General features: G+C 56.0%; 18 protein-coding genes. 6 read left to right on the top strand and 12 right to left on the bottom strand.

The features are described 5' to 3' along the window. Window positions 1-34: 34 nt before the first annotated feature. The 9 genes from dam to ACOTXR_RS18810 form a co-directional block, all read right to left on the bottom strand. On the bottom strand, window positions 35-847 hold the full coding sequence (dam, locus tag ACOTXR_RS18770) for an adenine-specific DNA-methyltransferase (RefSeq protein WP_014885524.1): 813 nt from the start codon (window positions 845-847) through the stop codon (window positions 35-37). Between the two features lie 67 nt (window positions 848-914). Further along, entirely contained in the window at window positions 915-2210 is a 1296-nt protein-coding gene (gene damX, locus ACOTXR_RS18775) for a cell division protein DamX (RefSeq protein WP_058690272.1), read from the bottom strand. Between the two features lie 92 nt (window positions 2211-2302). Further along, on the bottom strand, window positions 2303-3391 hold the full coding sequence (gene aroB, locus ACOTXR_RS18780) for a 3-dehydroquinate synthase (protein ID WP_058690273.1): 1089 nt from the start codon (window positions 3389-3391) through the stop codon (window positions 2303-2305). A gap of 56 nt (window positions 3392-3447) precedes the next feature. Next, on the bottom strand, window positions 3448-3969 hold the full coding sequence (gene aroK, locus ACOTXR_RS18785; RefSeq protein ID WP_003861630.1) for a shikimate kinase AroK: 522 nt from the start codon (window positions 3967-3969) through the stop codon (window positions 3448-3450). Window positions 3970-4255: 286 nt separating this feature from the next. Next, the gene (gene hofQ / locus ACOTXR_RS18790; protein WP_023338839.1) at window positions 4256-5494 is read right to left on the bottom strand and encodes a DNA uptake porin HofQ; all 1239 of its coding nucleotides are present in this window, start codon (window positions 5492-5494) and stop codon (window positions 4256-4258) included. Then, on the bottom strand, window positions 5406-5810 hold the full coding sequence (locus ACOTXR_RS18795) for a HofP DNA utilization family protein (RefSeq protein WP_045268727.1): 405 nt from the start codon (window positions 5808-5810) through the stop codon (window positions 5406-5408). Before ACOTXR_RS18795 ends, hofQ begins: the two co-directional genes overlap by 89 nt. After that, entirely contained in the window at window positions 5800-6255 is a 456-nt protein-coding gene (locus tag ACOTXR_RS18800) for a hypothetical protein (RefSeq protein ID WP_023331483.1), read from the bottom strand. Before ACOTXR_RS18800 ends, ACOTXR_RS18795 begins: the two co-directional genes overlap by 11 nt. Before the next feature lie 3 nt (window positions 6256-6258). Then, window positions 6259-6753 (bottom strand): PilN domain-containing protein, encoded by a 495-nt coding sequence (locus ACOTXR_RS18805; protein WP_023331484.1) that lies wholly within the window; start codon window positions 6751-6753, stop codon window positions 6259-6261. Next, window positions 6750-7526: a hypothetical protein gene (locus tag ACOTXR_RS18810; protein WP_023331485.1), complete on the bottom strand. Its 777-nt coding sequence runs from the start codon at window positions 7524-7526 to the stop codon at window positions 6750-6752. The genes ACOTXR_RS18805 and ACOTXR_RS18810 overlap by 4 nt, the downstream gene beginning before the upstream one ends. 120 nt (window positions 7527-7646) lie before the next feature. Here ACOTXR_RS18810 and mrcA point away from each other — a divergent pair, with 120 nt between their 5' ends. After that, complete coding sequence (mrcA, locus tag ACOTXR_RS18815; RefSeq protein ID WP_014885532.1) at window positions 7647-10199, top strand: peptidoglycan glycosyltransferase/peptidoglycan DD-transpeptidase MrcA; 2553 nt, start codon at window positions 7647-7649, stop codon at window positions 10197-10199. Window positions 10200-10279: 80 nt separating this feature from the next. On the opposite strand, the gene nudE is transcribed toward mrcA, so the two are convergent. Continuing rightward, window positions 10280-10840: an ADP compounds hydrolase NudE gene (nudE, locus tag ACOTXR_RS18820; protein ID WP_008503041.1), complete on the bottom strand. Its 561-nt coding sequence runs from the start codon at window positions 10838-10840 to the stop codon at window positions 10280-10282. A 325-nt stretch (window positions 10841-11165) separates the two neighbouring features. Between nudE and ACOTXR_RS18825 the strand changes: the two genes are divergently transcribed. The 5 genes from ACOTXR_RS18825 (at window position 11166) to pckA (ending at window position 17334) form a co-directional block, all read left to right on the top strand. After that, window positions 11166-13301 (top strand): intracellular growth attenuator family protein, encoded by a 2136-nt coding sequence (locus ACOTXR_RS18825; RefSeq protein WP_014885533.1) that lies wholly within the window; start codon window positions 11166-11168, stop codon window positions 13299-13301. 67 nt (window positions 13302-13368) lie between these two features. Next, complete coding sequence (gene yrfG, locus ACOTXR_RS18830) at window positions 13369-14052, top strand: GMP/IMP nucleotidase (protein ID WP_014885534.1); 684 nt, start codon at window positions 13369-13371, stop codon at window positions 14050-14052. Then, entirely contained in the window at window positions 14049-14450 is a 402-nt protein-coding gene (hslR, locus tag ACOTXR_RS18835) for a ribosome-associated heat shock protein Hsp15 (RefSeq protein WP_014885535.1), read from the top strand. The genes yrfG and hslR overlap by 4 nt, the downstream gene beginning before the upstream one ends. An 18-nt stretch (window positions 14451-14468) precedes the next feature. Beyond that, window positions 14469-15353 (top strand): Hsp33 family molecular chaperone HslO, encoded by an 885-nt coding sequence (hslO, locus tag ACOTXR_RS18840; protein ID WP_162184515.1) that lies wholly within the window; start codon window positions 14469-14471, stop codon window positions 15351-15353. 361 nt (window positions 15354-15714) lie between these two features. After that, window positions 15715-17334 (top strand): phosphoenolpyruvate carboxykinase (ATP), encoded by a 1620-nt coding sequence (gene pckA / locus ACOTXR_RS18845; protein ID WP_023331490.1) that lies wholly within the window; start codon window positions 15715-15717, stop codon window positions 17332-17334. 124 nt (window positions 17335-17458) lie between these two features. Here the strand turns inward: pckA and envZ are convergent, their stop codons facing one another. Next, entirely contained in the window at window positions 17459-18805 is a 1347-nt protein-coding gene (gene envZ, locus ACOTXR_RS18850; protein ID WP_014885538.1) for a two-component system sensor histidine kinase EnvZ, read from the bottom strand. Then, window positions 18802-19521 (bottom strand): two-component system response regulator OmpR, encoded by a 720-nt coding sequence (gene ompR, locus ACOTXR_RS18855; RefSeq protein ID WP_001157751.1) that lies wholly within the window; start codon window positions 19519-19521, stop codon window positions 18802-18804. The genes envZ and ompR overlap by 4 nt, the downstream gene beginning before the upstream one ends. Between the last annotated feature and the right edge of the window lie 78 nt (window positions 19522-19599).

The following is a 19599-nucleotide window of genomic DNA, read 5'->3' on the forward strand; positions in this document are numbered from 1 at the left end:
TCCTTGAAATGTGTTTACCGGCGGGCAAAACGGCTCAGGGGCGATAAAGAGCCAGGAGTTCGTCCACCTTTTTACGTGTGCCGCCGTTGCTGCTAATGCTACGTCGCACTTTAACCTGAAAATGCTTCGCGGCTTTATACCATTCGCGCGTATCAGGCGTATCGTGATTCGAAATTAACACCGGAATTCTTTTGCTGACCAGCTTTTCCGCCATCTCCGCCAGACGCGCCTGTTCGGCCGGGCTGAAGCTGTTGGTATGGTAGGCGGTGAAATTCGCCGTCGCCGACAGCGGGGCGTACGGAGGGTCACAGTAAACCACCGAATTTACGCCCGCCAGTTCCATACACTCCTCATAGGAGAGACAGTGGAACTCTGCATTCTGCGCTTTTGCAGCAAAGTGATATAACTCGTCCTGCGGGAAGTACGGGCGCTTATAACGACCAAACGGCACGTTGAATTCACCACGCAGATTATACCGGCACAGGCCGTTGTAACCATGACGGTTGAGATAGAGGAACAACAGAGCGCGGCGGAACGGATCCTGGCTCTGATTAAACTCCGTGCGGAACCGATAGTAGACGTCAGGGTTGTTGTTCTCAGGCGTAAACAGCTTACGCGCCTCTTCCACATACTCATCGGTACGCAGTTTGACGATGTTATAGAGGCTGATAAGGTCGCTGTTGATATCCGCGAGGATATAACGAGAAAAATCGGTGTTCAGGAACACCGATCCTGCACCCACGAAGGGCTCGATAAGACACTCGCCTTTTGGCAGGTGCTTTTTAATATCATCGAGCAGGGGGTATTTCCCCCCTGCCCATTTCAGAAAAGCGCGATTTTTTTTCATGCTGACTAACTGATTACACCTTCTCCGGCTGTGGAGAAAGCTCCGACAGCATCCTGCGCTTTAAACATTACTTCAGATCGGCCTGAACCTGATGAATCGGCTTCGCCCATGGGTTTTTAGCCTGAACATCTGCAGGCAGCGACGCCACGGCACGTTTCGCTTCATCTTTGGATGCATAAACCCCGCTAACCAACACATACCACGGTTGACCGTTTCGGGTCGTCTGATAAACCACGTAGTTTTTCAGATTTGATTTCTTCGCCCAACCGTTGAGGTTGTCATAGTTAGACGAACTGCTCAACTGCAGCGTGTAGTTGCTGGATGGCGCAGATTTCAGCGAGCTGACGTTGCCTGCGGTTTTGCCTGCTGTCGTGCTGGAAGCCGTCGCGGCAGGCGCAGTGGTGGCCGCCGGTGCCGTTGTGGTCGCCGTCGCTTTCGGTGCAGTCTGCGTGACTGGCGCTTTGGCCGGCTCGTTCACGGCAGCTGTAGCCGTGTGTTTCGGCTGTGTCGGTGCGGCTTTCACTTCAGGCGCTTTGACTACGGCCTGAGGTTTGGTTTCACGCTTAGGCTCAATCACCGCCTGCTTACGTTCAGGACGTGTCGCCGTTTGCGTCTGACGCGGCTTGGTTTCCGTCGCCGCAGTTTGCGGCTGAGCGTTACCACCGCGAATCGGCGCAACGGTTGCAGGTTCAGTTGGCAGCGTAGAGTTCACCACAACGTTATCAACCTGCTGCTGGTTCTGTGGCTGCGTCAGTGCATTGTTCAGGTCTCCCTGAACTTCTACACGCTGCTGGCCTTCAGGCGTAACGGGAGCCTGGCCCTGAGCTGGGGTTGATGACACAGGCGGCATGGAAACATCCTGCGGCGTCGTGGTGTTGCTGGCAGTCTGCTCAGCGGAAGTGGTGCCCGGCGCTGGCTGCGCACCGTTCGCCTGATCCGTCGCATCGTTACCGGAAAGATTAATGCTCTTCTCAGTAGAAGCCGTCTGCTCGGTTGAGTTCGTTGACGGTGCTTTCAGCGCGGAGCCAATGCCAACAATCAGCAGCACAAGCACCAAAACGCCAAGGCCCATCATAATATACTGGCGGGAAGCCGGTTTCTGCGCAGCGGCTTTTTTACGTTTACGCGGGCGACGCTCTACAGGCTGTTCGTCCATTGAATCTTCTTCGGACTCATAATCCTCTTCTTCTCGCTCATCACGCGCGTTGCGGCTACGCGAAGGGCGACGATCGTCTGCATCCAGTTCAACATCGTCAAAGTTGATCTGCGGCTCGTTATCACGTTCTGAAGATTGACGAGAACGACCAGTACGACGATCGCTGGGATCGGGTTTCAGCTCGTCTTCTGGTTTGAATTCATCCATTTAACACCCCACTCAAAGGCTTATGCCTACGTCTTTGCATTTCGCCTGAAGCTAAACGACCACCGGTAAAAGTGGCCTGACCTTTCTAGTTGTTACGCCTGCTGACAATCAGCGATAGCGCCAAGAACGACATCGTGCGACACTCCGCCGCGCACTTCACTCTTCCCTATTGCAAGCGGGAGTACAAGACGCATCTCACCTGCCAATACTTTTTTATCGCGCATCATGTGGGGTAAATACGCTTGCGCCGACATCTCCTGCGGCCCGGTTACCGGCAAACCTGCACGTTCAAGCAGCGCAATGATACGTGCCGTCTCTTCCGGTTTAAACTGACCCAGACGTTCAGAGGTGCGGGCTGCCATGACCATTCCGGCTGCGACGGCTTCACCGTGCAACCAGTTGCCGTAACCCATTTCGGCTTCAATGGCGTGACCAAACGTATGCCCAAGATTCAGTAAAGCACGTAAGCCGGTTTCACGCTCGTCTGCGGCGACAACTTCTGCTTTCAGTTCACAACAACGACGAATGCAGTATGCCAGTTTTGCTTCATCCAGGCGCAACAACGCATCCATATTCTCTTCCAGCCAGTTAAAGAACTCGCCATCCAGAATAATGCCGTATTTGATCACTTCAGCCAGACCCGAAGCCAGCTCGCGCGTCGGCAGGGTTTTCAGACAGTCGAGATCCACCACGACCGATGCGGGTTGGTAGAACGCGCCAATCATGTTTTTGCCGAGCGGATGGTTGACTGCGGTTTTGCCGCCGACAGAGGAGTCGACCTGTGACAGCAACGTGGTCGGGATTTGAATAAAACGAACGCCACGTTGATAACTTGCGGCCGCAAAGCCGGTCAGATCGCCCACAACACCGCCGCCCAGGGCAAGCAGTGTTGTATCGCGACCATGCGGTTTTTGCAGCAATGCGGTAAAGACGGTATCCAGTACCGTCAGGCTTTTATACTGCTCGCCATCGGGCAGAATCACACTGTCGAATTTAACGCCTGCCTGCTCAAGCAGGTGGCGTACGCGGTCGAGATAAAGCGGAGCCAGCGTCTCATTGGTGACCAGCATCGCCTGATCACCCGCTTTTAGTGGTAAAAAGGAAGCTGGGTCGTTAAACAAACCAGCCGCGATGGTGATAGGGTAACTACGTTCCCCGAGAGTAACTGTAATCCTCTCCATGACGCGACATCCACCTTTAATGCTTTACCCGCAGGCGAGTGTATATAAAGCCAGAATCAGTTGCTTTCCAGCATATGAATAATCTGGTTTGCAACCACTTTAGCGCTCTGATCGTCAGTGCGAATGGTCACATCGGCAATCTCTTCGTACAGCGGATTGCGTTCATCGGCCAACGCTTCCAGAACTTCGCGAGGTGGCGTTTCAACCTGCAGCAGCGGGCGCTTTTTATCGCGCTGCGTACGTGCCAGCTGTTTCTCAATGGTCGTCTCAAGATAGACCACTACGCCACGGGCGGAGAGACGGTTGCGGGTTTCGCGAGATTTCACAGAGCCGCCGCCTGTTGCCAGTACGATGCCCTGTTTTTCCGTGAGTTCGTTGATCACTTTTTCTTCTCGGTCACGGAAACCTTCTTCGCCTTCTACATCGAAAACCCAGCCCACATCAGCTCCGGTTCGTTTCTCAATCTCTTGATCAGAATCGTAAAATTCCATATTGAGTTGTTGAGCTAACTGACGCCCAATAGTGCTTTTGCCGGCACCCATAGGCCCAACCAGAAAGATATTGCGTTTCTCTGCCATTTTATCGGTACTACTAAGACTATTCGTTAATGGTAATCCCCGCTTCGCAGACACCCGGCGTAGCAGGACATGAACTGAAACCTCATATGCAATAGAGCGAGAGTCAGACTAAAAATTATCTCAATACTCCGGCTTGTTTGGCAACTGATTAAATCACCACGCCGGTCGCATAAGGTAATAAGACGTAAGTCCAACTCAAATCGGTACTCCTTGTATGCTAATTCATGCCCCACGTCAAACATCTGCAACAAACTGAATGCAAAATCATTGCGGGGATCGTTACCCGTCAGTGAATAGCCACCAGACGTGGTGTAATAAACACCACTAACTCACGCCGTTCATTGTCTTTTCCATCATGGCGAAAAAGTTGTCCCAGCCAGGGGATGCGGCTAAGCCCGGGTACGCCGTCACTGCCGGTTTTATTCTTTTGCGAGAAAATCCCGCCCAGCGCCAGCGTTTCTCCACTTTTGACCTCCACCTGGGTTTCTATCTCCTGCTTGTCGATGGCCAGCGTTTCACCGTCAGCCTGCTGCAACACCTGTCCCGGCATGTTTTCACTGATGTGTAATTTCAGTCGCACGCGTCCACCGGGCAATACCACCGGCGTGACCTCCATTCCGAGTACTGCCTCTTTAAACTCCACCGAGGTCGCGCCGCTTTCGCCGCTTGAGACCTGATACGGGATCTCACTGCCCTGCTTGATGCTTGCCGGTTGCATATGCGAGGCCAGCAGCCGGGGGCTGGCGATGATATCGACCTGCTGTTTTTGTTCCAGCGCAGATAACTCCAGATCCAGCAGCCTGCCGTTAATCCGCCCGATGTTAAACCCCACATGGCTGGTTGCGCTGGCCACGGACAGATCGCTGCCAAGCGTCGTAATCTGTCCAACCCTGCCCGCCTCGGTAGCGTCAGCGAGATTCCATTTCACGCCCAGCTCACGGAGGCTTTTTTCATTAATGGTGACAATGTGCGCCGCCAGCTCAACCTGCTCGACGGGAATATCCATCTGCAACGCCCACTGCTGCAGCGCTTCCAGCGCGGCCGCGTTATCTCTGACCAGCAGGCGGTTGGTACGTTTGTCGACCGATACACTCCCCTTTGGACTCAGAAGCTTTTCCGCGGCTTTTTGCAGTTCCCCGGCATCCGCATATGAAAAAGGGAGGCTTTGCGAGACCAGCGGTGCATCAAGCTGTCGACGCGCCCGCTCCTGCTCTAAACGTTCCCGCCGATCGCGCAGCCATGCCGGGGTATGAACATAAAAAATGCTGCGCTCCTCGTGCAAAACGAGCCCGGCGCTGGCAACGACCGTCTGCAATGCTTGCCGCCAGGGGACGCCCGTCAGATTAAGCGAGAGCGTGCCGCTGACATCGGGCGATATCACCAGATTACGGTTCTCCTGCGTAACCAGTGCCTGGAGCACCTGGGCCACAGGAACATCATCCACCACCAGCGTGACCGGCTTTGGCGCGGCGGCCCACAGCGGGTGGCTGAACGCCAGCAGCAACAGCACTATCCTTAACGTCATTTGTATCCTTTCCTTCTCGTTGCCACGTCCATTGCCCGGGTTCACATGTCTCCCCCACGGCAATGACCAGTTCCGTTTCATTGATGGCGGTTATCTGCCAGCCCGCCGGAAAACGATCGTGCATTTTCATACGATGCCAGCGCTGTTGCCCGTCCTGTAAAATAGCCAGTCGCTGCTGTCCTGCTACCATTCCGCGGTAGTGCCACTGCGCCAGCTCGCCCGTAGCGCAAGGGTCATCCGGCGGACGAAACGGATCGCGCATGCCGGTCAATAACAGCACGGAACAAACCAGCAGGCACTTCGCGCTATTTCGCATGTTCCAGCTCCAGCCGCAGGCGTAACACCGTACTTTGGGGCGAAATCGTAAAAGCAGCGACCTGCACATCCCGCTGTGCCAGCCGGGAAAAGAGTGCGGGGATCGCCTGCCACGCCGATTCCAGCGCCAGTTCGCCGCCGTTCTGCAACGGCTTCCAGTGCAGGAGCGTTGTTCCTTCACCCTGAAAATCGAGCGGCGAAAATGGCATCATCTCCCGTGCCGTCTGGGTTTCCGGACGAAGCGCTGTCTTACTGGCGGAAGGCCACAGCGACGCGTTAGTCCGCACCTCCTGGACCAGCTGCTGCTGTCGCTCTGTACACTCCCTCTCAACTGGCCGAAGCACCGTGCTCCATGCTGCCAGTCCCACAAGGAAAATCCCCAGACACATGCAGATCAGCCGACACCAGGGGCGGCTATCACACCAGCGTTCTAACAGAGTCTCCACGCGCTACCCCTCGCTTTTCAGGTGCAGAGTGAACATCCAGCGCCCCTGGCTATCCTGCCGAAGCTCCCCTTCAGGCCCGGGCGTAAAGCCGGCGAGTTGTCTCACCCCGTTGCGTAGCGCAGAGAGAGCCGGAAGGGTGGAGGCATACCCGATCATCATCAGCGCGGGAGGCTGATAACGCAGCTCTGTCAGCCAGACCTGTGGGGGCATGGCGCGGGAAAGTGATTCCAGCACCGGTTGCCATGCGTGTCGTTGCAGCGTGCCCGCAGGCTTCTGCGTCACGGTGGTCAGTTTCTGGCGAGACATAAGGCCACGCTGCACGGACTGGGTTCCCACAAGCTGACTTTGCAGCGCGCGCAGCGTTACCTGATGGTTCATTCGCAGACTGAAAACGATCATGAGGATCAGCAGCGACGTGCTGATAAACATGCCGCCCCAGAAACGCAGGCATCGCGCGCGACGCTGCTGACGCCAGGGCAGGAAATTGGTGACGTTCATTCAGGCTCCTCACTCATAGCCAGTGCCAGCGCGACGGTAAAGTCAGCTCCGCATTCGGGGAGAGGAGCATGGCAGCGTTGCAGGGTTTCCCATGGCGTCCGTTGGGTATCAAACAGCGCGATGTCGTTCGGGTTGAGGGCCAGCAGCGCCGCCAGCTCAGTGACGTTTTCTGCTTCCGTGGTGTATCGACGTCCCCACTGGTGGCGCATGGCCCACAGCCATTGATGCTGATCCCGCCAGGCGACGCACGGCGTCGGTGCTACCGCAGGGAGCAGGTTCCCCAGCGCGCTGGCATCCGGGGTGATGGTCGCCAGCCGCAAATGCAGTGTTTTCGCCAGCGCCAGCAGCGTTTCAACCTCCTTGTTTTGTGCGGCAGTGACGTGATACGTATTGCTGAACGTATCCTGGGTGTAATCGAAACAGAGGGTATCTGCGGACATCTCCAGTTCGCGCGAGAGCGACGCGCCCAGCCATGAGAGCTGTTCGCTGTCGCGCAGCGCAACCGCCGGGCGGGGAAGCGACCTTTGCAGAGTGCGCGCGGCTGGGAATGAGAGATAGACCCGGTGATAATGCGGCAGCGTCTTTCGCCAGTCGCGCAACGCATCAACCAGCTGTTCCGGCTGGCAAATTTTGCCGTCACGAATCGTGCCTTCAGCAAGAGTGAATGCCCACCAGCGGCGTAAACACCAGCCGCCTCTCTCCCGGGCCAGCGCCGCAATCAGCACCCTATCCTGTTGAATATGAACGCCCGTTTGCCATGTTTTGAAAGCCATACTTCACGATCTCCTTATCGCCCGTCGCCGTGACGGCTATATCAATGAATCAGGCTTGCCTTTATACTACCGCGCGATTGTTTAGAAACTGCCCAAGTGAAACCAAATGGGAAATCTCCGGTGAAGTTCGTAAAGTATTTATTCATCCTTGCAGTCTGTTGCATTCTGCTGGGAGCAGGCTCGATTTACGGTTTGTACAAATATATTGAGCCACAGCTACCTGATGTCGCCACGCTTCGCGATGTGCGGCTCCAGATCCCGATGCAAGTCTATAGCGCCGATGGCGAATTGATGGCGCAGTATGGCGAGAAGCGTCGTATCCCGCTGACCTTAAACCAAATTCCGCCCGTGATGGTGAAAGCCTTTATCGCCACCGAGGACAGCCGTTTTTACGAGCACCACGGTGTCGATCCGGTGGGGATTTTCCGCGCCGCGAGCATTGCGTTGTTCTCTGGTCATGCCTCCCAGGGGGCAAGTACCATTACGCAGCAGCTGGCGCGTAACTTCTTCCTCAGCCCTGAAAAAACGCTGATACGTAAGATCAAAGAGGTGTTCCTGGCGATCCGTATTGAGCAGTTGCTGAGCAAGGACGAAATCCTTGAGCTGTACCTCAATAAAATCTACCTGGGCTACCGTGCTTATGGCGTGGGGGCTGCGGCACAGGTGTATTTCGGTAAACCGGTGGATCAACTCACCTTAAGCGAAATGGCCACCATCGCCGGTCTGCCTAAAGCGCCTTCTACGTTTAACCCGCTCTATTCGCTCGATCGCGCCACCTCGCGTCGTAACGTCGTCCTGTCACGTATGCTGAGCGAAGGCTATATCAGCCAGAGCGAGTACGACCAGGCGCGCAACGATGTCATTGACGCCAACTACCACGCCCCTGAGATCGCCTTCTCTGCGCCTTACCTGACCGAAATGGTGCGCCAGGAGATGGTGAGCCGTTATGGCGACAAGGCCTATGAAGATGGCTATCGCGTGTACACCACCGTCACTCGCAAAGTGCAGCAGGCGGCTCAGGAGGCGGTGCGCAACAACGTGATGGACTACGACATGCGTCACGGCTATCGCGGCCCGTCAAACGTGCTCTGGAAAGTGGGTGAAAGCGCGTGGGACAGCAAAAAAATCACCAGCACGCTGAGGGCGCTGCCAACCTATGGCCCGCTCCTCCCTGCTGTCGTGACGCAGGCCAATCCTCAGGAAGCCGTTGCGACCCTGGCGGATGGCACTTCCGTCTCCCTGCGTATGGACGGGATGCGTTGGGCACGACCTTACCGTTCGGACACTCTGCAAGGGCCAACCCCGCGTAAAGTCACCGATGTGGTACAGACCGGACAGCAAATCTGGGTGCGTAAGGTGGGCGATGCCTGGTGGCTGGCGCAGGTCCCTGACGTCAACTCGGCCCTGGTCTCGATCAACCCACAGAATGGTGCGGTCATGGCGCTGGTTGGCGGGTTCGATTTCAACCAGAGCAAGTTCAACCGCGCGACTCAGGCACTGCGTCAGGTTGGCTCCAACATCAAGCCGTTCCTCTACACCGCGGCGATGGATAAGGGCTTAACCCTTGCCAGCATCCTTAACGACGTGCCTATCTCCCGCTGGGACGCTGGTGCCGGTTCCGACTGGCAGCCGAAAAACTCGCCTGCGGAATATGCCGGCCCTATTCGTCTTCGTCAGGGTCTGGGACAGTCGAAAAACGTGGTGATGGTACGTGCCATGCGCGCAATGGGCGTTGACTATGCGGCAGAGTATCTGCAGCGTTTCGGCTTCCCGGCGCAGAACATCGTTCGCACCGAGTCGCTGGCGTTAGGCTCCGCTTCCTTTACGCCGCTTCAGGTCGCACGTGGATACTCGGTGATGGCCAACGGTGGCTTCCTGGTTGACCCGTTCTTCATCAGTAAAATCGAGAACGATCAGGGCGGCGTGCTGTTTGAGGCAAAACCGAAAATTGCCTGCCCTGAGTGTGATATCCCGGTCATTTACGGCAATACACCGAAATCCGAGGTGCTTGAAAACAAGGACATGGAAGACCCTGCCGTGTCTCAGGAGCAGCCGAATATCGTTGTACCGCAGCCACAGCTGGAGCAGGCTAACCAGTCGCTGGTTGCACAGACCGGCGCGCAGGAGTATGCCCCGCATGTGATCAACACGCCTCTGTCATTCCTGATCAAGAGCGCGCTGAACACCAACATCTTCGGTGAACCAGGCTGGCAGGGTACCGGCTGGCGTGCGGGACGCGATTTACAGCGCCATGATATCGGCGGTAAAACGGGTACCACTAACAGCTCGAAAGATGCATGGTTCTCCGGCTACGGTCCGGGCGTAGTGACCTCGGTGTGGATCGGTTTCGACGATCATCGCCGTGACTTAGGTCGTACCACGGCATCCGGCGCGATTAAAGATCAGATTTCCGGCTACGAAGGCGGCGCGAAAAGCGCACAACCGGCGTGGGATGCGTACATGAAATCCGTTCTTGAAGGCGTACCAGAGCAGCCATTAACGCCACCGCCGGGTGTGGTCACGGTCAATATCGACCGTAGCACCGGACAGCTCGCTAATGGCGGTAATAGCCGCGCCGAGTATTTCATCGAAGGCACGCAGCCAACCACGCAGGCGGTGCATGAGGTGGGTACAGAGATTATTGATAACGGCGAAACGCACGAGCTGTTCTAAGCATAAAAATGCCCGGTAAAAACCGGGCAAAGAATCCCAGGCCGGGTAAGGCGAAGCCGCCACCCGGCTTTTTTTATGACCTACAACCGCCCCTGCCCCTTCAACCATTCCCGAACCAGGAACAACGCGCTCACGTTGCGGGCCTCGTTAAAGTCTGGGTCTTCCAGCAGATCCATCAGATGCGCCAGCGGCCAGCGCACCTGCGGCAGCGGTTCCGGCTCATCTCCCTCCAGCGATTCAGGGTAGAGATCTTCAGCCACCACAATATTCATTTTGCTGGAAAAATAGGACGGCGCCATGCTCAGTTTTTTCAGGAACGACAGCTCATTCGCACCAAAACCCACCTCTTCTTTCAGCTCACGGTTTGCCGCTTCAAAGACCGTTTCGCCCGGGTCGATCAGTCCTTTGGAGAACCCAAGTTCGTAAGATTCTGTTCCCACGGCGTATTCGCGGATCAAAATCAGATGATCGTCGACGATAGGGACAATCATCACCGCTTCGCGCGAAGAGGGGCGCATACGTTCATAAACACGACGCACACCGTTGCTGAACTCCAGGTCCACACTTTCAACATTAAACAGGCGCGATTTGGCGACAGTTTCAACATTCAGAATGGTGGGTTTTTGTAGTGGTTTGCTCATCTTGATGGGGTCTTAACAGTGTGAACTGGCTTTATTGTGCGATATGCCGCACGGTTTCGGCAATGTCAATCGCTCTTTATTTACATTTATGCAACGTAGCTGGGATCAATCCTCAATTCAAAACAAATGTCAAGAGGTTGAAATGTTTCCAGGAATTTGCTGATATCGCGCCATAAGAGGCTTTGCTATCATCACCGGTCACTGGGATGCGCTTCAGAATGCTCAAGTTCGACTCCATACTTGCCGATAGCCAGCCACAGACTCTCATTCAATGTAAAGGTGCTACTGATTACACCTGTAAGAAGATTAGTAAGATGGGGAAAGCATGAGCACCATTTTGATTGTTCTCGCTGCTATGCTGGCCAGCGCATTGATTGCAGGGTGGCTGTACTGGCGACGCGCACAGCGCCGTTACCGGCTGCCTTTTTTAAATGCCTTCGCGGGTGCGACCACCCGTAAACTCGCGCAAGATGAGCGCGATGCAGTTGAAAACTATCTCGAAACGCTGAACCGTACCCAGTTATCGCCTGGGCCGACGGGAGCCACAGCTGCGCCTGTCGCACTGAAACTTAACGCGCAGAGCGACACCGTGCTCTGCGTGACGCGTTCCATTACTCGCTACGGTATCACAACGGACGACCCCAACAAGTGGCGCTACTATCTTGATTCCGTCGAGGTACATCTGCCCCCCTCCTGGGAACAGTACATTAACGACGAAAACAGCGTTGAGCTGATTCATACCGATTCGCTGCCGCTGGTTATCTCGCTTAACGGTCATACCCTGAGTGAATATCTTCACGAAGCTCCGCGTTTTGCGCTGGAACGCGCGAGTTCAACACAGGCCTCCATTCGTGGCGAAGAGACCGAGCAGATCGAACTGCTGAACATTCGTCAGGAAACGCATGAAGAATACGCCCTGAGCCGTCCGGACGGCATCCGTGAAGCCATTCTGATCGTTGCCGCTTTCCTGCTCTTTTTTGTCTGCCTGCTGACGCCGGACGTCTTTGTTCCGTGGCTGGCGGGGGGCGCTGTGCTGCTTCTGGCTGCCGGACTGTGGGGGCTTTTTGCACCGCCGGCCAAAACCTCGTTGCGGGAGATCCACTGCCTGCGCGGCACACCAAAGCGCTGGGGTCTGTTCGGTGAAAACGATCAGGAGCATCTCAACAATATTTCGCTCGGTATTATCGACCTTATCTATCCGCGCCACTGGCAACCGTGGATCGCGCAGGATTTAGGGCAGAAAACCGATATTGATATCTACCTTGACCGCCACGTTGTGCGTCAGGGACGCTTCCTGTCTCTGCATGATGAAGTGAAAAATTTCCCGCTTCAGCACTGGCTCCGTAGCACGGTCATTGCTGGCGGCGCCGCGCTGGTGTTTATCATGCTGCTGCTTTTCGTGCCGCTGGATATGCCCATCAAATTCACCCTGTCGTGGATTAAAGGCGCGCAGACCATCGAAGCGACCAGCGTCAACCAGCTGGATGAAGCAGGGGTACGGGTGGGCGATACGCTGCGCCTGAAGGGAACCGGGATGTGTAATATCCACAGCCCGGGCGGATGGAACACGCGGCAGAGCTCGCCTTTCATGCCGTTCGACTGCTCGCAAATTATCTGGAACGACGCGCCGCCGCTGCCATTACCGGAATCCGAAGTGGTGAATAAAGCCACGGCGCTGACCCAGACGGTTAACCGCCAGCTGCACCCGAAAGCGGATGACGATTCACGCGTCAGCCCTGCGCTGCGTTCTGCCATCCAGAAGTCAGGCATGGTTCTCCTGGATGACTTTGGCGATATCGTTCTCAAAACCCAGGATTTATGTTCCTCGCAGGATGAGTGCATACGCCTCAAAAACGCGCTGGTTAACCTGGGGAACAGCAAAGACTGGGACTCACTGGTCAAACGCGCCGAAGCGGGACGACTGGACGGTGTCAACGTCCTGCTGCGCCCGGTAAGCGCCGAATCGCTGGATAACCTGGTCGCCACGTCGACATCGCCGTTTATGATGCGCGAAACCACCCGTGCGGCGCAGGCGCTCAACAGCCCGGCACCGGGCGGCTTTGTGATTGTCAGCGATGAGGGCAGCGACCTGGTCGATCAGCCTTACCCGCAGGTGGCGCTTTATGACTATCCGGCACAGGAGCAGTGGGGTCAGTTCCAGCGTCTGGCGCAGATGCTGATGCAAACCCCCTTCAGCGCCGAAGGGATTGTCACCAGTATTTATACCGATGCCAACGGCACCCGTCATATCGGCCTGCACCGGATGCCGGATAGCGCAGGATTGTGGCGATACATTGGCACCTCTCTGCTGATGATCGCCATGCTTATCGCCATTGTCTGGAACGGTATTATGGCGCTGCGCCGCTATCAACGCTCGCGCACCCGTCTTGCTGAGATCCAGCAATATTATGAAAATTGCCTTAATCCCAAGCTGATCCCCTCCTCCGAGAGCCTGATCTGATAACCTCGTTGCGCGACAAGATGTGCTACCCTGTCGCGCACGTTTCTTCTGGCTGGAGTTCCCCCTTATGCATCTTGATATCGACTGGCAGCAGGTCGACACCGTTCTGCTGGATATGGACGGCACGCTGCTCGATCTCGCCTTTGATAACTATTTCTGGCAAAAGCTGGTACCGGAAACCTACGGCGAACAGCAGGGTATCTCCCCGGCAGAAGCACAGGCATTCATTCGTTCGCAATATAGCGCAGTGCAACATACGCTAAACTGGTACTGTCTTGACTACTGGAGCGAGCGCCTCGGTTTGGATATTTGTGCCATGACCACCGCCCAGGGCCCGCGCGCGGTACTGCGCGAAGATACGGTTCCGTTCCTGGACGCGCTGAAAGCCAGCGGCAAGCGCCGTATTTTGCTGACCAACGCGCATCCACATAATCTGGCCGTGAAGCTGGAGCACACGGGGCTGGCATCGCACCTTGATTTATTGCTTTCTACCCACACATTTGGTTATCCGAAAGAGGATCAGCGGTTGTGGCATGCGGTGAAGGAAGAGACCGGCTTGCAGCCGGAACGCACGCTGTTCATTGACGACAGCGAGCCCATTCTGGATTCCGCGGCAACGTTTGGCATTCGCTATTGTCTGGGCGTCACCAATCCTGACTCTGGCCTGGCTGAAAAACGCTATCTGCGACATCCTGGACTGAACGACTACCGCCAGATGATCCCCTCACTGACCGTGAAGGAGACGCCATGAAAGAAAAACCCTCTGACGGGGTAAGACTGGATAAATGGCTGTGGGCGGCCCGTTTTTATAAAACGCGCGCCCTTGCCCGCGAGATGGTTGACGGCGGTAAAGTGCATTACAACGGCCAGCGCAGCAAGCCGAGCAAGCTGGTTGAGCTGAACGCCACCTTAACGCTACGCCAGGGCAACGATGAAAAAACGGTGGTGATTAAAGCCATTACCGAACAACGTCGGCCCGCATCGGAAGCCGCACTGCTTTATGAAGAGACGGCGGAAAGCGTTGAGAAACGCGAGAAGACCGCGCTGGCGCGCAAAATGAATGCGCTAACCATGCCCCACCCGGACCGGCGGCCGGATAAAAAAGAGCGCCGCGATCTGATGAAATTTAAACACGGTGAGACAGAGTAACCCTCACCCGCACGAGAGATGAAAATGGCCCAACACGACCAATTACACCGCTATCTGTTTGAACAATTCGCCGTGCGCGGCGAACTGGTCACCGTATCCGAAACCTGGAAACAGATTCTGGAAAACCACAATTACCCGCTGCCGGTGAAGACCCTGTTGGGCGAACTGCTGGTTGCCACCAGCCTGCTGACCGCGACGCTGAAATTTGCCGGTGATATTACCGTGCAGTTGCAGGGTGACGGCCCAATGACGCTGGCAGTGATCAACGGCAATAACCAGCAGCAGATGCGCGGCGTCGCACGCGTTCAGGGCGATGTGCCTGAAAATGCAGACCTCAAAACGCTGGTGGGGAATGGCTACCTGGTGATCACCATCTCCCCTGAGGAAGGTGAACGCTATCAGGGCGTGGTCGGCCTCGAAGGGGATACCCTGGCAGCCTGCCTGGAAGATTACTTCATGCGTTCTGAACAGCTGCCGACGCGTCTGTTCATCCGCACCGGTGAAGTGGATGGTCAGCCTGCTGCGGGCGGTATGCTGCTGCAAGTTCTGCCAGCCCAGGACGCACAGACCAATGACTTCGAGCACCTGGCGACGCTGACCGAAACCGTCAAAGCCGAAGAGCTGTTTAACCTGTCGGCGACTGACGTGCTGTGGCGTCTGTACCACGAAGAAGAAGTGACCGTTTACGACCCGCAGGCAGTGGAGTTCAAATGCACCTGTTCTCGCGAACGCTGCGCGGGTGCGCTGAAAACCCTGCCAGATGAAGAGATCGACAGCATCATGGCGGAAGACGGCGAAATTGATATGCACTGTGACTACTGCGGTACGCACTATGTGTTCAATTCAATGGATATCGCTGAGATCCGCAACAACGCCTCCCCGGCGGATCCGCAGGTTCACTAACACCCTTCCCTCTCCCCATCCTGTTCTCTCTCCCTGTGGGAGAGGGAACTGGGTGAGGGCAAAAAACCTCGCTTAAGCTGAATCGTTTTCCGTATGTAACTCTTACGTAATTTTCTTACGTGTATGCGATTACATTCACATTCTCTCCGATAAAATCACCAGCCTTTAACCTTTTCGGAACATTTTCCCCAACCAAAAAGCGATTCCTGCGATAATCCGCCTGCACTGTGACTGGAGTCGCAGCGTTTTCCGTTAGTAAGGGTTTTGTCCAGATGCGTAAATCTATGAGCCCCGTCGCGGTTAACAACCCCAGAAAAACCCTACAATTTCAGGCGGTACATATTGGCTAAGGAGCAGTGATATGCGTGTTACTGGTTTAACCCCGCAAGATCTCAAGGCTTATGGTATTCACGACGTCCAGGAAGTCGTCTACAACCCCGACTACGATACGCTGTATCAGGAAGAGCTCAATCCAGCACTGGAAGGATACGAGCGCGGTGTGTTGACGAATCTTGGTGCTATCGCCGTCGATACTGGTATTTTTACCGGTCGTTCGCCGAAAGATAAGTATATCGTCCGAGACGAAACCACCCGCGATACGCTGTGGTGGGCTGACAAAGGCAAAGGGAAGAACGACAACAAACCGCTCTCCCCGGAAACCTGGCAGCATCTGAAAGGGCTCGTCACCCATCAACTTTCTGGCAAGCGTCTGTTTATCGTAGACGCTTTCTGTGGCGCTAACGCCGACACCCGTCTCTCCGTACGTTTCATTACCGAAGTAGCCTGGCAGGCGCATTTCGTGAAGAACATGTTTATTCGTCCAACCGATGAAGAGCTGCAGGACTTCACGCCTGACTTCATCGTAATGAACGGTGCGAAATGCACTAACCCGCAGTGGAAAGAGCAGGGCCTGAACTCCGAAAACTTTGTCGCCTTCAACCTGACCGAGCGTATCCAGCTGATCGGCGGTACCTGGTACGGCGGCGAGATGAAGAAAGGGATGTTCTCGGTTATGAACTACCTGCTGCCACTGCGCGGCATCGCGTCCATGCACTGCTCGGCGAACGTCGGCGAGAAAGGCGATGTGGCGGTGTTCTTCGGCCTGTCCGGCACAGGGAAAACCACCCTCTCCACCGACCCGAAACGTCGTCTGATTGGCGATGACGAACACGGCTGGGACGATGACGGCGTGTTTAACTTTGAAGGCGGCTGCTACGCGAAGACCATTCGCCTGTCAGAAGAGGCTGAGCCGGATATCTTCCACGCAATCCGTCGCGATGCGCTGCTGGAAAACGTCACCGTACGTGCCGACGGCTCTATCGACTTTGACGACGCCTCGAAAACCGAAAACACGCGCGTGTCATACCCGATCTACCACATCGACAACATCGTGAAGCCGGTGTCAAAAGCGGGTCATGCTACGAAGGTGATTTTCCTGACGGCGGATGCCTTTGGCGTGCTGCCTCCGGTATCTCGCCTGACCGCCAGCCAGACGCAGTACCACTTCCTCTCTGGCTTTACGGCCAAACTGGCGGGTACCGAGCGCGGCGTGACGGAGCCAACCCCAACCTTCTCCGCCTGCTTCGGCGCAGCATTCCTGTCGCTGCACCCGACGCAGTACGCTGAAGTGCTGGTGAAACGCATGCAGGCGTCTGGCGCGCAGGCCTACCTGGTGAACACCGGCTGGAACGGGACTGGCAAACGTATCTCTATCAAGGATACTCGCGCCATTATCGACGCCATTCTGGATGGTTCTCTCGATAACGCCGAAACCTTCACGCTGCCGATGTTTGACCTGGCCATTCCAACGTCGCTGCCGGGTGTGGATACGCATATCCTCGACCCGCGCAATACGTACGGTTCGCCGGAACAGTGGCGCGAGAAGGCAGAATCGCTGGCGAAGCTGTTTATTGAGAACTTCGAGAAATATACCGATACACCAGCGGGCGAAGCGCTGGTGAGTGCGGGACCGAAGCTGTAGCCCTTCTCCCTCTCCCTGTGGGAGAGGGCCAGGGTGAGGGCATCAGGCCGCAGAGGTCGCATGTTGTCGGGTGGCGGCTTCGCCTTACCCGACCTACAAAAAAGGTGGCTTTTGCCACCTTTTTTTAACTCTCTTTCACCTGTCCGCGCGTCACCGGCACCGGTAACCAGGCGCGAATGCTCAGCCCACCCCGCTCGCTGGTGCCGATCTCCAGCAATCCGTTATGGTTATCGATAATACGCTGCACAATCGCCAGGCCTAAGCCCGTACCACTGGTGCTGCGCGCACTGTCGCCACGCACAAACGGCTGGAACAGATGCTTACGCTGCTCGGGCTTAATACCCGGACCGTCATCTTCCACCTGGAACCAGGCGCGGTTGAGTTCAGACCCGCTGCTGACTTTAATCCAGCCGTTGCCGTAGCGCGCCGCGTTGACCACCATGTTCGCCACCGCACGCTTAATGGAGAGCGGGTGCATACGGACCTGAATTTCACCGGCCTGAAGGGCAGTATCAATTTCACGTTCATAACCACTTTCCGCGGCCACCACTTCACCCAGCACCGCGTTCAGATCCGCCATCTCCATCGGCATCTCCTGCCCGGTACGGAGATAGTCGATGAACTGCTCAATGATGGCGTTACACTCTTCGATGTCCTTGTTGATGGACTCGGCGAGATAACCATCTTCTTCGCCCATCATCTCCGTTGCCAGACGGATACGCGTCAACGGCGTGCGCAGGTCATGACTGACGCCCGCCATCAGCAGCGTACGGTCATCCGCCAGCTGCTTCACGCCTGCGGCCATGTGGTTAAAGGCCCGCGTCACAGAACGCACTTCCGAGGCGCCATACTCGCGCAGCGGGGGAGGAATAATGCCTTTACCGACCTGCAGCGCAGCGTGCTCCAGGTCGACCAGCGGTCGGTTCTGTATACGGATAAACAGCCAGGCCCCGCCTATCGCCAGCAGCATAATGGCGAGCGTATAGCGGAACAGCGGCGAGAAATCGCCCTGATGGATTTCCGTCAGCGGAACGCGCACCCAGATGTTGGGTGACAGCCAGGTTTTCAGCCAGACGACAGGCGAGCTTTTGTTAACCTCAACGCGGACTTCCGTTGGGCCACCCAGCTGCTGCGCCATCTGCTGGCTAAGAAATTCGTAGTGCTGCGCCCAGCGCAAACCCGCGTCTTCTGCCGCCTCATTCGAGTAGAGCGAAATGCCCAGTTCACGGTAGATTTCACGGCGAAACGCCGGGGGAACGACCAGTTGCGTGCCGTCCTCCAGTTGCAGTTTATCGGTCATTAGCATACGGACTTCGTATGCCAGGACCTTATTAAACTGCTGGAGGCTCGGCAAAATCGCAAAGTTCAAAACCACCAGGTAGGTCGTCACCAGGCTGACGAACAGCAAGGTGACGATCAGTAACAGGGTGCGGGCAAATGAGCTTCGCGGCGAGAAGCGCATTCGCCTCATGCTTTAGAGCCGTCCGGGACAAACACGTAGCCCAGACCCCATACGGTCTGAATATAACGAGGATGCGCCGGATCTTCTTCCACCATGCGGCGCAGACGGGAGATCTGCACGTCGATGGAGCGTTCCATTGCGGAGTATTCGCGACCACGCGCCAGGTTCATCAGCTTGTCACGGGAAAGCGGCTCACGCGGGTGGCTGACCAGCGCTTTCAGCACCGCAAACTCACCGCTGGTGAGCGGCATTGGCTCATCTTCACGGAACATCTCACGCGTACCGAGGTTCAGCTTGAACTTGCCGAAGGCAATCACCGCTTCTTCCTGCGACGGTGCGCCAGGCAGCTCGTTCGCCTGACGACGCAGCACGGCACGAATACGCGCCAGCAGTTCACGCGGGTTAAACGGTTTTGGAATGTAGTCATCTGCGCCGATTTCGAGGCCCACGATACGGTCAACTTCTTCACCCTTCGCGGTCACCATGATGATCGGCATCGGGTTACTCTGGCTACGCAGACGACGGCAGATAGAGAGCCCGTCCTCGCCCGGCAGCATCAGGTCGAGAACCATCAGATGGAAAGATTCACGGGTTAGCAGACGATCCATCTGCTCAGCGTTCGCGACGCTACGAACCTGGAAGCCCTGCTCGGTCAGATAACGCTCCAGCAGCGCACGCAGGCGCATGTCGTCATCCACGACCAGAATTTTGTAGTTCTCTTGCATTGTGTGTACTCCCAAAGGTTCGGATAGTCTTTGTGACAGCGTATTCTAAAAAAGTGCACGTATTCGACCAGCGAAATC

Source organism: Enterobacter cloacae complex sp. IR53030, from assembly GCF_049238365.1.
In the GTDB taxonomy this organism is placed as follows: domain Bacteria; phylum Pseudomonadota; class Gammaproteobacteria; order Enterobacterales; family Enterobacteriaceae; genus Enterobacter; species Enterobacter kobei.

Coding starts and splice junctions, on each gene's coding strand:
- dam (WP_014885524.1), bottom strand. CDS start 847: ATGAAAAAAAATCGCGCTTTTCTGAAATGGGCAGGGGGGAAATACCCC.
- damX (WP_058690272.1), bottom strand. CDS start 2,210: ATGGATGAATTCAAACCAGAAGACGAGCTGAAACCCGATCCCAGCGAT.
- aroB (WP_058690273.1), bottom strand. CDS start 3,391: ATGGAGAGGATTACAGTTACTCTCGGGGAACGTAGTTACCCTATCACC.
- aroK (WP_003861630.1), bottom strand. CDS start 3,969: ATGGCAGAGAAACGCAATATCTTTCTGGTTGGGCCTATGGGTGCCGGC.
- hofQ (WP_023338839.1), bottom strand. CDS start 5,494: ATGACGTTAAGGATAGTGCTGTTGCTGCTGGCGTTCAGCCACCCGCTG.
- ACOTXR_RS18795 (WP_045268727.1), bottom strand. CDS start 5,810: ATGCGAAATAGCGCGAAGTGCCTGCTGGTTTGTTCCGTGCTGTTATTG.
- ACOTXR_RS18805 (WP_023331484.1), bottom strand. CDS start 6,753: ATGAACGTCACCAATTTCCTGCCCTGGCGTCAGCAGCGTCGCGCGCGA.
- ACOTXR_RS18810 (WP_023331485.1), bottom strand. CDS start 7,526: ATGGCTTTCAAAACATGGCAAACGGGCGTTCATATTCAACAGGATAGG.
- nudE (WP_008503041.1), bottom strand. CDS start 10,840: ATGAGCAAACCACTACAAAAACCCACCATTCTGAATGTTGAAACTGTC.
- ACOTXR_RS18825 (WP_014885533.1), top strand. CDS start 11,166: ATGAGCACCATTTTGATTGTTCTCGCTGCTATGCTGGCCAGCGCATTG.
- yrfG (WP_014885534.1), top strand. CDS start 13,369: ATGCATCTTGATATCGACTGGCAGCAGGTCGACACCGTTCTGCTGGAT.
- hslR (WP_014885535.1), top strand. CDS start 14,049: ATGAAAGAAAAACCCTCTGACGGGGTAAGACTGGATAAATGGCTGTGG.
- hslO (WP_162184515.1), top strand. CDS start 14,469: ATGAAAATGGCCCAACACGACCAATTACACCGCTATCTGTTTGAACAA.
- pckA (WP_023331490.1), top strand. CDS start 15,715: ATGCGTGTTACTGGTTTAACCCCGCAAGATCTCAAGGCTTATGGTATT.
- envZ (WP_014885538.1), bottom strand. CDS start 18,805: ATGAGGCGAATGCGCTTCTCGCCGCGAAGCTCATTTGCCCGCACCCTG.
- ompR (WP_001157751.1), bottom strand. CDS start 19,521: ATGCAAGAGAACTACAAAATTCTGGTCGTGGATGACGACATGCGCCTG.